We start from the raw sequence: 15,723 nt of genomic DNA on the forward strand, positions 1-15,723 counted from the left end.
GTTACCTACCTTAATAAAGATATGGAATTCAAAACCGGAAATATCTTCATTAAACATAGCTCCTTAAAAATAGTTGATGGAGACGTTGATAGCTACTGTGAAGATATTATTAACTGCGAAGACTTTATAGTTATTCCTGGCCTTTTTAACTCCCACTATCATAGTGGTTCTAATATATTAAGAGGTCTCTTTAAGGATATGACAATTGAAGACTGGAGAAATAATAGTTATGCTGGAGATCTTCACAGTAAATTTTTTCATGCCTTAAATTATGATCTTTCAGAAATCGATTACAAAATCTTATGCATTAAAGGATACTTAGAGCTTATGAAAAGAGGAGTTACCTTTATACAAGACTCACCATTTTCATCTAGAAATCTATCAATTCTTCATGATATAGCAAAGAGTCTAGGTCTAAAATCTAGAATAGATGTTTTTGATGAATATGATACTCATATTGCTAATAATGATGATAAAATTAAATATTTAGCTCATCTTCCAGAGGAAGATAAAATAAATGAAGAAACTTTAGAGACAGCTAAAAAAATAAAAAATTCTTTAAATCCACCCTTCTGTACTCACTGCTTAAAAACTACATCAAAACGCGACATAATTTCTAATTCTTCTGGAAAATCTACCATTGAATTATTCTATGAAAACAATCTTCTTGATAATAAAACAGTCTTATTTCACTGTGTTCATACTAAAGAAAATGATATAGATATTCTTAAAGAAACTGGTGCTTCTGTAGTGACCTGTCCAGTAACGGCCCTGAAGTCTGGTTCTGGCGCTGCTGATATTAAAACCTTACTAAATAACAATATAAATATTGCCTTAGGAACTGATTTCTCCTTTACTGATATATGGCAAGTTATGAGAATATCTTATCTACTATTAAAACCTAACTCTCCTATAAATAAATTTTCTTCTAAGGATATTATGAGAATGGCAACTATAAATGGAGCTAAAGCTTTTAATGTACATGACAATTTAGGTATTATAGATAATGGTTATAAAGCTGATTTAGTATTCTTAAACAAGAAGGACCCTAGGCTATATCCTATGATAAATGAGGATAACTTCTCAAACATCCTTCATAATATTTTAATGGAAGGAGATTCCTCTATGATTATTCATGTAATGACTGATGGTAATTGGATAATTAAAGATGGAAAGTCCCTTCTTATAAATGAAGATACTTTAAACAAAGACTATATAGAAATTTTAGATAAAATATCTAAGGAGTAATTTTAAAATAAGATATTGACTATAAGTTATATAAATATTTATACTTAATTAAAATCTATATATTGATTATAGGAAAGGATATTATAACTATGAAAACACTAGATATATTTCAAGTGGATGCATTTACTAAAGAAAGATTTAAAGGTAATCCCGCTGCAGTGTGTATATTAACTGAAAACTTAGAAGATAAGTATCTTTTATCCATAGCTGAAGAAATGAATTTATCAGAAACTGCCTTTGTTAAACCTATTGATGCTTCTTCTATTAAAGAAGCAAATACTTTTTCTTTAAGATGGTTTACTCCAAAAGTAGAAGTTCCTCTATGTGGTCATGGAACTTTAGCTACTTGTGAAGTCATATTTTCTAACTATAAAAACCCTAATGAGGAATTAACATTTCAAACTCTAAGTGGAGATCTTATATGTAAAAAATCTTCCCTAGGAATAACTCTAGACTTTCCTCTAGATAATCCTAAGGAGGTTATTCCGAATAAAGACTTACTTGATGCTTTAGGTATCTCCTCATTTGAACATTGTATCCTTGGAGAAAAAACTAATAAATTAGTTCTTAGGCTTAAGTCTATAGAAGATGTGTTATCACTTAATCCTGACTATGAAAAACTAAAAAATTTATCCTTTGATTTTAATGTAAAAGGTCTTGGAGTTACCGCTATAGGGAATGATAAATATGACTTTATATCTCGTTACTTTAATCCATGGATGGGAATAAATGAAGATCCTGTTACTGGTTCAGTTCATACCCTACTGGCTAGCTACTTTGGAAAAATTCTTAATAAAAGAGAGCTTATAGCTTATCAGGCCTCTCAGCGTAGTGGTGAAATGAATTTAGAAATCACTGGAGATAGGGCTCGCATAACAGGTAACTCTATTATAGTGATGAAGGGTGAAATATATATTTAGCATTTATATTTTATATAAATAATTCCTAAGATCTATTAGATAATATAGAGATTCTTAGATAAAACCTTGCTTTATTATGATCTTTGTCCATATATTAGATCCATGAAAATTTATTATATATAATCTTAAAACTAAATCTTTGAATATGACTTAAATAGTGTTAGTTGGTTGTTTAGTTTGAATATCTTGTGGTTTATCTATAATAAAATAATATTATTTATAGATTACTAAACCTTCATAAAAAACACTATGTAATCCTATTAAATCAATAGATTCCATAGTGTTTAATCATATTATAACTCTATCCAGTATCTATAGTGATCCTCAAATGTATCTTGAAGCGTTCCTCCATTCCTTTCTATAACTTTCTTGGAAGGAATATTATCAGTATTGCATGTTAGTAGAGCTTCCTTTATCCCTATTTTTTTAGCTTCTTTTAAAAGCTCCCTAAGAATTATATTCCCATAGCCTTTTCCTATCTCCTTAGGAAGTAATCCATAACCTATATGGCCTCCTTCTTTTCTTAGAGCATCAGTTAAATAATGTCTTAACTTACCCATACCTACTATTTCTCCATCTATATATAACCAATACATGGTTTGAGGTACATATCCTTCTTTAAGACCTATTCCCTTACTACAATTATAGTTCTCCGTAAGATATGAGGAAAACTCATCCCTAGATATTCCATAGCCCGTATTATAGAAACCATTGCTAACAGCTGGCATCTCCTTAAGCATATTGAATACCTCTTCTCCATCCTTTAGACTTAATTCTCTAAGTTCTATATTCATAACCTTCTCCCCCTATTTCTACTTATATACTACGTAATTTTCAAGAGCATCTAATTATAAGATTTTGTTCTCTTATAATTAGATGCTCTTATTATTTAACCTTTAGACTAAAAATATATTTCTACATTATACTATGATATTCTTTTAATTTAAAGAATTATTTGAAAATAATGTTCTAATTATATATCTTCATCTAAGAATTATTTAAGATCCACTGTAAATAAACTATCCTCCATTAACTTAATCTCTAATTTTCCTTCCGGATTTATAAACTTAATCCTATAGGAATGATTTTTATTTAACTTAGGTAGCTTCCCTATTATCTCTCCACTTTTTTCATCTCTACTTGAGTTTTCAAAGTTGATATCATATTCTTCTCCATTATCATTTACTAATGTTATATTCCTTCTGTCTTTTACTTCCATCAATCCCTCTAATCTATATTTTATTATGGTACTATCATCTAAAAATTCTATTGAATCTATTATGACATTTCCACTCTTCCCTAAACTTATATAGGTTTTATCCTTAAGATTTAAGTTCTCATATTCGTATTTTACTTCTCCTTCCTTTATCTCCTTCTCAATATAGGGTATAAAAGTTAGAGTCTTAGTATCATCATAAACAGGAGTAAATCTATCTTCTAAGTAAAAATTCTCCATATCCCCAGCGCCTGACGATCCCTTAGTTCTTAAATATCTTCCCCTATCATCTATTATCATATATTTAATTCTATGATAATTATTCTCCCTATTATCCATAGAAGTTCTAATAGCCGTATTTAATGGGGTTATTAATAATCCGTTTACTTTGTTATTTTTCTCTATGTTAGAAAGGTCTATATTTAAAGGCATACTTTTAACCTTATCTTTAACCTTTTCATTAGATACATTGAAGTTAAAGTTCCACTCTCCCTCCATCCCCTTAAAAATTTCTTTAAGATTTATATCCATATCAAATTTATCAGGAATTTTAATACTTCCTCCTAGTATACTATTTCTAATACTCTCTGGAAAATAATCCTTACTTATACCTATCTTCTTTACTCCAACATAGGTATAATCATCTAAAAACTTTCCTGTATTACTTCCTCCAAAACCTATTTCCTCTCCATTAATTTTAAAAGTACCACTAAAATAGTTTGGACCTTCTATCTTTTTATTACTTTTAACTGTATATCCTATAGCTATTTCTATAGAATCATAAACCACACTATCAATATTCACCACAACTCCATTATTAGCCTCTGATAATTTAAGCTCATCAGAATAACCATAATAACTACTATGAAGCGTAGCTTTATCTATTAAAAAAGAAAACACTGAATTAACTATAGGTATATTTTTAGCTATAGCAGGAAATTTTGCACTAAATATACTAAGGCCAATGACCACCGTTGCTGCTGAGACAATAGATCTTTTTATTATCTTTTTCTTATTACTTTTCTTAGGTAAATTATCTATAGTATCTTTAATTATAGCTTTAATCTCTTCTGGAACTTCTATTTCCTCTTCCATAATCTTATCTCTTAATATATCATCTATTATTTTTTCTTTATCCATGAAATCCCCCTCCTAATCTTTTAAAATATTATAGAGCTTATTTCTTGCCCTTGAAAGCCTAGATGCCACTGTACCTTCTTTTATATCTAATACTTTTGCAATATCCTTTTGCTTTAAATCCTCATAATAAAAAAGTACCGTAACTACTCTTAAATCATCCTCTAAGGAATTAACCGCATTATATATATCCATATTACTTATATTAAAACTATTCTTTTCATCTTCATTCACTATTTCTTCTATAGGAACTACTCTTTTTTTAATTTTAAGTATCTTATTACATTCGTTTATTAGTATTCTTATAAGCCAAGTCTTAAAGAAATCATCCTTCTTTAAGCTGCCTATACTCTCAAAAGCCTTTATAATTGTATTTTGAAAGGCATCTTCTACGTCTTCCTTATGCTTAAGTATTGAAGTAGCCACTCTGTACATAGATGTAACATTATTATCTATAAGTCTCTCAAAAGCTTTCTTATCTCCCTTTTTAGCCAATTTTACATCTAAGCATCTATTAACTTTATCCTCTTTAAATCGTGATGTAATCTCCAATTCATTACCCCTCCACCCTTGCTTATTACTTGCTCCTTAAGACTTAATCAATAAATATGATTGTCTTTCCTTCTAGTACTAATCCTACATTCTAAATATCCTTAGAATTTACATCCCTAATCTACTTAAAATACATATTACATATTAGTCTAGTTATTTTTTATATAATTACTAATCTTAGCTAAGATTTCATATATTAGATAGTTCTATACCCTATTTTCTTCTCAATTTTTTATAACTTTTTTATTTTATGATAATATCTTCTAAATTTTTATATAATGCTTTATAAATTTTATCAAGGATTTATCATATTAAGGTGAAGTTCCATTATGAAAATCTACTTCTTATTATAGATATAAAAAGATCCTTAGAGTAAGCTAATCACTCTAAGGATCTTTGTAATTAATATTTAAAATTTTATCTATAATTGATATACTGCAAATATCAAATATAAATATATAAATAACCCATATGATAATTAAAACTAAATCACCAGCTACCATTGTTTAAGTCTTATTCAAAGATTGAATTCTAAAGTAGTTTTTTATCTATACCATATACAAATTTAATCTTTAAATGAGCTATAAATGATACCACTTAAATTACTTTAACTAGGTCCAATTATAAATTAATGAAATTCACTTATTTATCTTGTATTTAAGTTGTTATTGTATAGAAGATTCATTTATATAAATCTTATTTCCGAATTTACCTGCACAGAATCCCTTTATTTTCACGGTATCTCCAACCTTTACTGAAGATAATCCTCTAGTATCATTAAGCTTAAATACTATGGATCCATTACCATCTTTTATATTTATTACTGAAGAATAAAAGGCTTTATCAATACTCTCAACTTCCCGTAACCTCTACACTCTTATCTTTAAATATCTTATCTGCACTTTTATCATTTTCCATATATATCTTTATAAGGTCTTCTGCCTTTACTATATTGTTCTCCCCATCATAAATATAAGCTTTAGCATATAGGCTATTAGCTAAAATCACCATTAAGCACATAATAATAATCATCAACATAGATTTTTTATTTATTCTCATATAAAAAACCTCCTTATACTATTTGATCATAGTTTTAGCAAATATAGCTAATTCTATTCTTTAAATACAGTATAAGAAGGTTTCTCTATTATTATTTACTTTATTTATCCATAATCACAATTTTTAAGAGGCTTCCTTGTCCTTAAATTGTGAATTGTATAATTCACTATATATTCCACCTATACTTAGAAGCTTCTTATGGCTTCCTCTCTCTTCTACTCCATTGTCAGTTAACACTATTATCTCATCAGCATTCTTTATAGTAGATAACCTATGAGCAACAACTAGAGTAGTTCTTCCTGTACATAGCTTCTCAAGAGATTTTTGTATTAAGTATTCTGTAGCATTATCAAGAGCTGAAGTTGCCTCATCTAGTATAAGAATTGGAGGGTTCTTTAAGAATACTCTAGCAATAGATATTCTTTGTTTCTGTCCTCCTGAAAGCTTAACTCCTCTTTCACCTATATAGGTATCATATCCTTCTTCTAGATTCATTATAAAGTCATGAATACTGGCACTCTTTGCTGCTTCTTCTATCTCTTCATCAGTAGCATCTGGATTTCCATAAAGTATATTATCTCTTATAGTTCCTGTAAATAAGAACACATCCTGTTGAACTATACCTATATTTTTTCTTAGAGACTCTAAGGTTGCATCATATATGCTTTGTCCATCTATTAATATATCTCCCTTATCTATCTCATAGAACCTTGGAAGAAGATTACATAGTGTGGTCTTACCTCCCCCTGAAGGTCCAACTAGAGCTACCATCTTACCTTCTTTAACATGAAGATCTAATCCATTTAATATATGCTCCTTGTTATCATATCCAAAGGAAACATTCTTTATATCTATTTCCCCTCTAACATTCTTAAGTTCTACTGCATTGTCCTTTTCATCTTCTGGTTTTTCATTCATTATCTCCATAAACCTTTGGAATCCTGTCATACCAGATTGATACTGCTCAGTAAAGCTTATAAGCCTCTTAACAGGCTGAAGGAACATTCTTATATATAAAAGATAAGCTGTAAAATCTCCAAGGGTTATATGTCCTTCATAAACAAAGTATCCTGCTGCAACTAAAACAACTAAATCTAGTATGTCCATAAAGAACCCCATTCCTGAGGAGAACTCTGCCATTGCCCTGTAAGCATATTCTCTTGCTTCTCTAAACAAGTTGTTATGCTTATGGAACTTCTCAAGCTCATGGTCATTATTAGTAAATGCCTTAGTTACTCTAACTCCAGATATACTGTTTTCTAAAGCGGCATTAACCTCTCCGGTTTTTACTCTAGTTTCCATAAATGCTTTTTTCATTTTTAGTCTTTTTACAGAAGCAAACCAAAGTAAAAATGGTATGAAAGCAAATACAATTATAGTAAGCGGCACATTAATTGTGCATAGTATTATAAATGAACCAATAAGCATTACTAATGATATAAATAAGTCCTCTGGTCCATGGTGAGCAAGCTCTGAAACTTCCATAAGATCATTTATTATCTTTGACATTATGACCCCTGTCTTATTGTTATCAAAATACTTATTAGGAAGTACTTGAAGATGCTTAAACAAGTCACGTCTCATATCAGCCTGCATTCTAACTCCTACAACGTGTCCCCAATATTGAAGAAAATAGTTAAGTCCTGCCTTTATTATATATATTACAATAAGGGTTCCTCCAAACACATAAAGTGTTCTAAGATTTCTTCCCTGTACATCATCAATTATAACTCTCGTCATCATTGGATATATTAAATCACAAGCTGAGACAAGAAATGCTGCTATAAGATCTAATGCAAACAGCTTTTTATATGGTTTATAATATTTTGCAAATGTTTTGATCATATAATTCCTCCTAAAACTTTATAGACATTAATTACACACTCTAAATATATCTTCTGCAACTAATTTTTTCGCCTATAATATAAATGCATAAAACTCTGAGGGCATAATATCCCCTCAGAGTTAAACCTATTCTAGTTTAAATTTGAAATCTTTTAAGAAAAGCTCTTAATTATTTCATCAGCTATTTGCTCAATTAATATATCTTTTCCTAGAGGTCCAAAGGCCATTGAAGAGAATTCTTCATAGTCTACCTCAAACACCTTGTTATTTTGAACAGCCTTACTATTTTTCCATAAAGAATTTGATTTTAAATCTTCCATCATCTTATCTGCTGTTCCACCAAAGCTTACTGTAAATACTGCATCTGGATTATACTTAAGTATCGCTTCCATATTCATTTGCTCTAAAGCCTTATCTATTGGTGTCCCCTCTACATAAGGAACCTTTAAATCATTGAATAGTATGTCTGCATATCCATAACTTCCGTATATTCTATAAGCCTTAGTTGTTACTCCAAGGAACATGAACTTACTATCCTTTGTCTTCTCAGCAACTTTCTTTTGTAAATCCTTAGCCTTAATATCATAAGCATTAAGCCAGTTATCTACTTCTTTTTCCTTACCTAAAGCTGCACCTAATTCCTTAAACTTAGGTCTCCAAGCATCCATATCTTCTTTTAATACGATAGTTGGAGCTATTTTTGATAGCTGATCATATATTTTAACTTGTCTATTGTTTAAGATTATTAAATCTGGGTTAGATTCTGCTACCTTCTCTATATCAATAGCATCTCCCCAAGCATTTCCTACTGCTGGTACTCCTTCTAACTTCTCTTTTAGATGAGATGGGATCTCTTTATTAAAAGTGTTAGCTGTAACTACAGGCTTATATCCTAGGATTAAAAGCTCTTCTGCTGCTCCTGAAACATCAGCTATACGCTTAGGATTTTTAGGAATCTCTGTCTCTCCTTGTAGGTGAGATACTGTAATTGTCTCCTTACTATCCTTAGCCTTATCCTCTCCCTTAGCTCCACAAGCCATAAGAGATAATCCTATAACTGCAGTACATACAAGAGTTAATACCTTCTTTAGTTTCATAATATACCTCCATATAAATTAAGATACCTAAGATTAAATCTTAATGATAATCATTTTCAACAAACCCTATTCTATAGGCTTATAGATTTGTTGTCAACATATCCTAGGGCTTAATTCTTATGGACTATGATTTTTTATAAAAACCTATTAAGAATTTATAAAAATCTATTTATGCTATAAATTCTTCTTCATTGTATATAAAATTTATTTATTATTTCTAATTTATCTATAGATAAAGCGCATCATTCCTTAAACTAAACCACATACTCCAATGATTTATAGCATATAAAATTCAGATATAATACATGGCACCTTAAATAAAATTTTATATCCAATGATTACAGCATATTAAAAGGTTAAATTTAGATAAGATACATCTACAGAATTAGTTATAATTCCTTTTAATTATAGTTACGTTATATTATTTCAACCAAGTATTAATAATATAATTTCATTAATTAACTTCTGTTTTCTAGCATAGTATATAAAGAAACTAATAACACTCTAGGAGGTATAAGTTGTATCAGTATAAATTTGTTAGAATCGATTTAAAATCTTTCACATTAAAACCTGAGGAAGATTACCATAAAATAATAGAAACCCATGCAAAAGACGGCTTTAGACTTCTTCAAATCTTCTCCCCTTCTGTAGGTGCTTACGGCTCTTCCAGTTATTTTGAGCTTATATTTGAAAAAAAGATTTCTGAATAACTTAAATAAACTTTATTCCCTCCTAAGGCTCATAGCTTTAGGAGGGTTTTATACTATAGATAAACCATCTGAAACTAAATCTTTAAAGACTCATTAAACAATCTTAGCTGATGATTTAGTTTCGATTATCATGTGGTTTATCTATATATTATTAAAGTCTATATTAAGAATTTACTTTGTTTAACTCTGATTTTATAAATTCCATAAGTTCCTTTATTGTGTTTTCACTAAAGTCAAAGCTTATTGATGCTTCATCATAAAGCTCCTTAAGTCCTTTGGATGAACCTAGTGTTAATGCTTTTTTATAATTTTTTATTGCTTCTTCTTTGTTATTTACGTAATTTCTATATACTTGAAGAGATCCAAGCTGTGCTATAGCATATTCAATATAGTAGAAAGGAACTTCAAATATATGAAGTTGTCTTTTCCACATATGAAGAAGCTCCTCTTCATATCCATCCCAATCTACATAAGTAGCAGTAAACTCCTTAGCTATAGAGTTAAAGGATTTATTTCTTTCTTCCTTAGATGCATTAGGATTTGTGTATAAATAATGTTGAAATTTATCCACCACCATAGCCCATGGAAGAAATGTTATTATTCCTTCTAAGTGCTCTCTCTTAGCTCTATTTAAATCTTTCTTGTTTTTATAAAATTCTTCCCACTTATCCATAGTTATAAGTTCCATGGACATACTAGCAAGTTCTGCTATTTCACTTGGAGTATCTTTATACTCCTTAACATTTATATCTTTACATAACATAGCATGAACAGAGTGACCTCCTTCGTGACAAAGGGTTGCCATATCATCTTGAGTGTTAGAAGTACTCATAAATATAAATGGTACCTCTGATAACCTAAAGAAGTCACAGAAACCTCCCGGAGACTTGTTCTTTCTACTTTCAAGGTCTAGAGTCTTATTCTCTTTCATAAGATTCATAACATCTTCAAAGTAAGGATCAGTTCTTCTAAACATTCTAGTAACTCCATCTATAAGTTCCTCTATAGTCTCAAAAGGTCTTAAAGGCTTTTCTCCCTTAGGAGTTCCTGATACATCATAAGGTTTATAATTTTCTACTCCTAATCTCTTCTTATGCTCCTTTTCAATTTCCTCTTTTAATGGCACTACATATTTTTTAACTGCTTCATGAAAATTAAAACAATCCTCTGGAGTATAGTCAAACCTCTCCATAGCTTTAAACATATAGTCTCTATAGTTAGAGAATCCAGCATTTAAGGCTATCTTATGTCTTATTTTTATAAGGTTATCCATTATATCATCTAATTCTTCTTTATTCTGAAGTCTTCTTCTATTCACAAGTTCAAAAGCTTCACGTCTAACATCTCTATCTTCGCTTTCCATATAAGGTGACATCTGTTGAAGGGTTTTTTCTTCTCCTTTAAACTCTACTGTCATTGCACCTGTTATCTCATAATATTTAGTGGCGTATTTATTTTCTTCTACTTTTAGAGGAATATTTTCTTCTCTAAATATTTCTATAGAGTTCTCTTTTCTCTTGATCATTAAAGTATAATAGGAATCCAAGTCCTTCTTAAATGGATTTTCTACTACAAACCTATTAATTTTATCCTCATACTTGTTAACTAAGGGAATTAATACCTCATTATCATAATCATATTTTTTCTTTATATCTTTATCATTGTTATAAGAATTAAAGTCTGCATAGTTTCTTGAAAATCTTTCACTAATGCAGCTATTTATCTTGTCGTAATCATATATCCATTGTTTTAAATCCTCTACACTAGTTACCTCTCTCTCAATAAAGGACTGTAAAAACTCTTCTAATTCCTTAGCTCCATCTTCACTGAATACAATGTTCTTTAAATTATCTAAATTCATTTTCTTGTCCCCCTTTCTTATGGTTAAATAGGTTTTGATTTTGTTATATTATAGAATTTTAACCTAAATCTTAACTTATATATGTACCTAAATCCTTTTAATTTTTAAATTTTAAGTAATGCATAAGACAAGTCTTGAATCAAAAACCCTATATATGTTTAATGTCCTAATCATATCTTTAGATTATCTTTCCCTAAAGGATGCTTTTACAATGATTAAAATTAATTCTTATTAGATTATAGATATTTATGATAATAACTATTGATTTTATTACGAACTCTTATGTTAATATTAACTATACTTAGGATATAATTCTTACTTAATACTTTTATATATATTGTAAGGCTTTTACTTAAAAGTATAAATCCTATTCTTAGTTTTTTATTAAATTCTGTTATAGAACAGAATTTTTTTATTAATATATATACTTCTTGATAATTACAAAAATTCTGTATATTATAGTAGTATTATTCAGTATTTATAGTAAAATATGTATATAGATAGACTGAAAAACTTTCTAGACTTAGAAAGAATTAAGTATTTTTTAAGCTTCAATATATTTAAGGGGTGTGACATATGAGAGAGTTACTAAAAGGAACTAAAATTAAACTTACTTACTTAAAGGATGAAGATATAGATGCCTTTACCCATTGGTATGAGGATACTAAATTTTTAAGACTATACTCTTCTGAACCTTCCATACCTAAAAGTCCTTCAGAAATCTCTAAAATATTTGATGAAGTTAAAAACTCACCTACTTCTATAGGACTAGCTATAAGAGATATCTTATCAAATGAAATTCTTGGATATCTAGAACTTGACGGAGTAAACTACAATAATGGTACTTCATGGATAGCCATTGCCATAGGAGACTCGAAAAATTGGGGCAAAGGATATGGTACTGAAGCACTGAACCTTGCCTTAGACTTTTCTTTTAATGAACTTAATCTTCATAAGCTACAGCTTACAGTATTTGAATATAATAAATCTGCAATAAAACTTTATGAAAATATAGGCTTTAAAAAGGAAGGCTCCTATAGAGAATATATTCACAGGGATGGTAAACGCTTTGATATGTATTTATACGGAATGATAAAATCAGAATATAAATCCATACTATAATATAATATTTAGACTTAACTCATAAGTTTATGAAATTAATCTAAAGCGGTATAAATATATAGTAAAATTTAGGTTATCTATGGCAGTATTCTTCTCCTCATAGATAACCTAATTTATGTATTAATAATCTATTTTAGTCCAACTTAATTCTTTTATAGTCTTATTAACTAAGTCTAAATTCATGTTAGGATCTATTGTCTCCTCATGAGCTATGGTTATTGTTGACATAGCAATAGAAAACACCACTGTATCTTCTATACTCAATCCATTAATATATCCATAAGCCAGCCCTGCAACAAAGGCATCCCCTGCTCCTGTAACATTTATAACAGATACGTCATTTGCTCTATACTTTCCTCTCTTTTCACCATCTGAAAAGTATATTCCATCTTCATCTAAACTTATAAAGACTTTCTCCACTCCAAGGCCATGGAAATAATCTGAAGCTTTTTTTAAATCCTCATCATTTTTAATAGGAAATCCTGTCAAAACCTCAGCCTCATATCTATTAGGCTTTATAGTGTGGAAATTACCTATTAAATGCTTTATATTCTCTGCCTTACATGCAGATACAGGATCTAAAACAAACTTTGTCTTTCCTTTAAATTTATTTAATATGTAACTTAAAATTACTGGATTATCAGAATCTAAAAATGTATATTCTGCATTTTCAATAACTGTAGCTTTGGAATCTATAAATTCTGGCGAAAGCCTGTTTATACTGTCCATATCAACTACTGCTGATACCATTTCTCCCTTATGATCTAATATAGCCAAATATGTAGGTGTAGCCCCATCTTCAAGAATTAATGACTCATCCATGTTATAACCCATAATCTTTGAATGCTCAAGCATACTCCTGCCCTTCTCATCATTTCCTAATATAGAAATAAACTTTGTATTTACTCCAACTCTAGCCATATTCTCTGCAATGTTTCTACACACTCCACCAAAAGACATTTTTATAGACCCTGGAGTGGAATTACACTGACTATAAGTTGATTTACAAAAACCAAATATGTCCACTATGGATACACCTAGTACTAAGGCATATGCTTCCTTATGATTATTCATAAAATATCCGCCCTCCCGAAATATTAACCCTTTTATTTTAACATATTTTTAACTTTTTTAAAGTAATTTTGTCGCATTTTGTGATATTTCCTTATATATTTTGTAGGTTAGACTTACATATATTTCATAAATATCAATTAATAATTTTTACATTTAAATTTATTTTATGCCTTGTAATTTATATATGAATTACAATTAAATATCTACAAATATTAAAGAGTTGCTTTATGAATAATACTATTAAAATCCTTAGTTAAAATGGCTTATCATTAAGCCAACATATATAATTAAACTTTTAAATTTTATAATACAAAAGACCACTATAAATCTTAGTGGTCTTTTACCTTAATCTATTTTTTTATGGATTTTACTCAAGTAATTTTGAAGCCACTCCTCACTGGCAGGCTCATATATGGTTTTACCCTCCATATTCTTTGTAACATATACCGTTGGTTTCTCATTATAAGTAGCTACGGAAAATGTAAACTCTTTTATGTTAGTAGCTACTCCCCATTGACCTTTATTATTCATACATACAACAGATAAATCACCTGAGTATCCTCTTCTTTTTATAAGCTCATGATTTAATTTCATAACAGCTCTATCAGCAGCTTCTTGAGGATCATATCCCTCTCCCATGAGCCTTACTATTTCATAAGATATACATCCCTTCATTAAATCTTCTCCAAGTCCTGTAGCTGTAGCTCCCCCTATGTTACTATCTACATAAAATCCTGACCCTGAAATTGGTGAGTCCCCAACACGCCCTTTCTTTTTCATAAAAAGCCCACTGGTAGATGTAGCTGCTGCCATATCTCCATTTAAATCTAATGCTATAACTCCTACAGTATCATGTCCATCATAAGGATTTAATCCCTTATCTTCCATATCTCTTTTTCTCTTGTTATAAAACCTTATTGCTCTTTTTGTTAACATATTTTTTCTTTCAAATCCATTTCTATGAGCATATTCCTCTGCTCCTTGTCCAACTAAAAAGCAATTATATTTTTCCTTGCTTAGTTTTCTAGCTATAGATACCGGATTCTTAAAATCTTTTATTCCTGCTACAGCTCCTATAGATAAACTATTTCCATCCATGAAAGCTGCATCAAGTTCTACCTCACAGTTCTCATTAGGTAATCCTCCATACCCAACAGACTTATACAAAGGATAATCCTCTACAGCTTTAACTATGCTCTCCGCTACATCCCCTGCTGATATCCCTTCTGAAAACTTTTCTGAAACTAACTCAATTCCTTCTATAGCCATTCTCCAAGTTGCAATTACTCCCCACTTCATTCTAATATCCCCCATTACTATAATATTTCTCCTCACATTCAATACAATTTATGTATATTATGCCATATATTATTGTTAATACTTAAATTTTATCATGTTTAACCTCATAATTTAGCTTATTGCGTTCAACAATTACTTACATTTTTCTCTCTATTTCGCTTAACCTTTTTCACCAATATTATAAAACAACTATATGTATTAACTAATAAAATTTATCATTTATGAATATTTTATGAATGTATATTTACTCATAATATACATTGTTTCATACTACTTATATAAAAAATCAACTTCTTTTTTATATATTTTAGATAGTTTTTTATAATAAACTTCTATTATTCAATATATTAATGATTAATATATTGAATAATTTTCTTTTAAACATTCTTCTTTATAAAAAAATATTAATATTTTTATAAATTTCTTTATATTTATGTTTTAAATTTCATACTTTTCCTTTATAATTGTTATATATAGTTTATTTTGATTATTTATATATAATTAAATTTTTAATTATATTTAGGAGGTATCGTACTTGAAAGGATTCCACTTGTTTATATCCCTAGTTATTATGGCTATAATC

Annotated in this window: 13 protein-coding genes; 4 read left to right on the top strand and 9 right to left on the bottom strand. The window is 29.2% G+C overall.

Translation table 11 applies throughout. From position 1 onward, the window contains the following. Positions 1-1,248 (top strand): amidohydrolase family protein (locus AB2369_RS04915; RefSeq protein ID WP_367665366.1); only part of this gene is annotated, 1,248 nt, incomplete at its 5' end. A gap of 89 nt (positions 1,249-1,337) precedes the next feature. Further along, positions 1,338-2,168, top strand: a complete 831-nt coding sequence (locus AB2369_RS04920) for a PhzF family phenazine biosynthesis protein (RefSeq protein ID WP_367665367.1) — start codon at positions 1,338-1,340, stop codon at positions 2,166-2,168. A gap of 293 nt (positions 2,169-2,461) precedes the next feature. Here AB2369_RS04920 and AB2369_RS04925 read toward each other — a convergent pair whose 3' ends face one another. From AB2369_RS04925 to AB2369_RS04950, 6 genes are all read right to left on the bottom strand, one after another. Beyond that, complete coding sequence (locus AB2369_RS04925; RefSeq protein ID WP_367665368.1) at positions 2,462-2,962, bottom strand: GNAT family N-acetyltransferase; 501 nt, start codon at positions 2,960-2,962, stop codon at positions 2,462-2,464. Positions 2,963-3,162: 200 nt separating this feature from the next. Next, a complete protein-coding gene (locus AB2369_RS04930) occupies positions 3,163-4,524 on the bottom strand; it encodes a DUF4179 domain-containing protein (protein ID WP_367665369.1) in 1,362 nt (453 codons plus the stop codon). Positions 4,525-4,536: 12 nt separating this feature from the next. Beyond that, positions 4,537-5,073 carry a sigma-70 family RNA polymerase sigma factor gene (locus AB2369_RS04935; protein WP_367665370.1) on the bottom strand — a complete coding sequence of 179 codons (537 nt, stop codon included), beginning with the start codon at positions 5,071-5,073 and terminating at the stop codon, positions 4,537-4,539. A gap of 852 nt (positions 5,074-5,925) precedes the next feature. Further along, positions 5,926-6,132, bottom strand: coding sequence for a hypothetical protein (locus AB2369_RS04940; protein ID WP_367665371.1), 207 nt, complete (start codon positions 6,130-6,132; stop codon positions 5,926-5,928). A 123-nt stretch (positions 6,133-6,255) separates the two neighbouring features. Then, the gene (locus AB2369_RS04945; RefSeq protein ID WP_367665372.1) at positions 6,256-7,977 is read right to left on the bottom strand and encodes an ABC transporter ATP-binding protein; all 1,722 of its coding nucleotides are present in this window, start codon (positions 7,975-7,977) and stop codon (positions 6,256-6,258) included. Positions 7,978-8,129: 152 nt separating this feature from the next. Continuing rightward, entirely contained in the window at positions 8,130-9,074 is a 945-nt protein-coding gene (locus tag AB2369_RS04950; RefSeq protein ID WP_367665373.1) for an ABC transporter substrate-binding protein, read from the bottom strand. Between the two features lie 518 nt (positions 9,075-9,592). Here AB2369_RS04950 and AB2369_RS04955 point away from each other — a divergent pair. After that, complete coding sequence (locus AB2369_RS04955; RefSeq protein WP_367665374.1) at positions 9,593-9,784, top strand: DUF4177 domain-containing protein; 192 nt, start codon at positions 9,593-9,595, stop codon at positions 9,782-9,784. A gap of 163 nt (positions 9,785-9,947) precedes the next feature. Here the strand turns inward: AB2369_RS04955 and AB2369_RS04960 are convergent, their stop codons facing one another. Next, positions 9,948-11,645 carry a M3 family oligoendopeptidase gene (locus AB2369_RS04960; RefSeq protein ID WP_367665375.1) on the bottom strand — a complete coding sequence of 566 codons (1,698 nt, stop codon included), beginning with the start codon at positions 11,643-11,645 and terminating at the stop codon, positions 9,948-9,950. 576 nt (positions 11,646-12,221) lie between these two features. Here AB2369_RS04960 and AB2369_RS04965 point away from each other — a divergent pair. Further along, entirely contained in the window at positions 12,222-12,767 is a 546-nt protein-coding gene (locus AB2369_RS04965) for a GNAT family N-acetyltransferase (RefSeq protein WP_367665376.1), read from the top strand. Between the two features lie 120 nt (positions 12,768-12,887). Here the strand turns inward: AB2369_RS04965 and AB2369_RS04970 are convergent, their stop codons facing one another. Further along, positions 12,888-13,841: a carbohydrate kinase family protein gene (locus AB2369_RS04970; protein WP_367665377.1), complete on the bottom strand. Its 954-nt coding sequence runs from the start codon at positions 13,839-13,841 to the stop codon at positions 12,888-12,890. A gap of 345 nt (positions 13,842-14,186) precedes the next feature. Further along, positions 14,187-15,140, bottom strand: a complete 954-nt coding sequence (locus tag AB2369_RS04975; RefSeq protein WP_367665378.1) for a N(4)-(beta-N-acetylglucosaminyl)-L-asparaginase — start codon at positions 15,138-15,140, stop codon at positions 14,187-14,189. Positions 15,141-15,723 lie beyond the last annotated feature (583 nt).

Source organism: Clostridium sp., assembly GCF_040797585.1.
Taxonomy (GTDB): Bacteria; Bacillota; Clostridia; order Clostridiales; family Clostridiaceae; genus Clostridium_Z.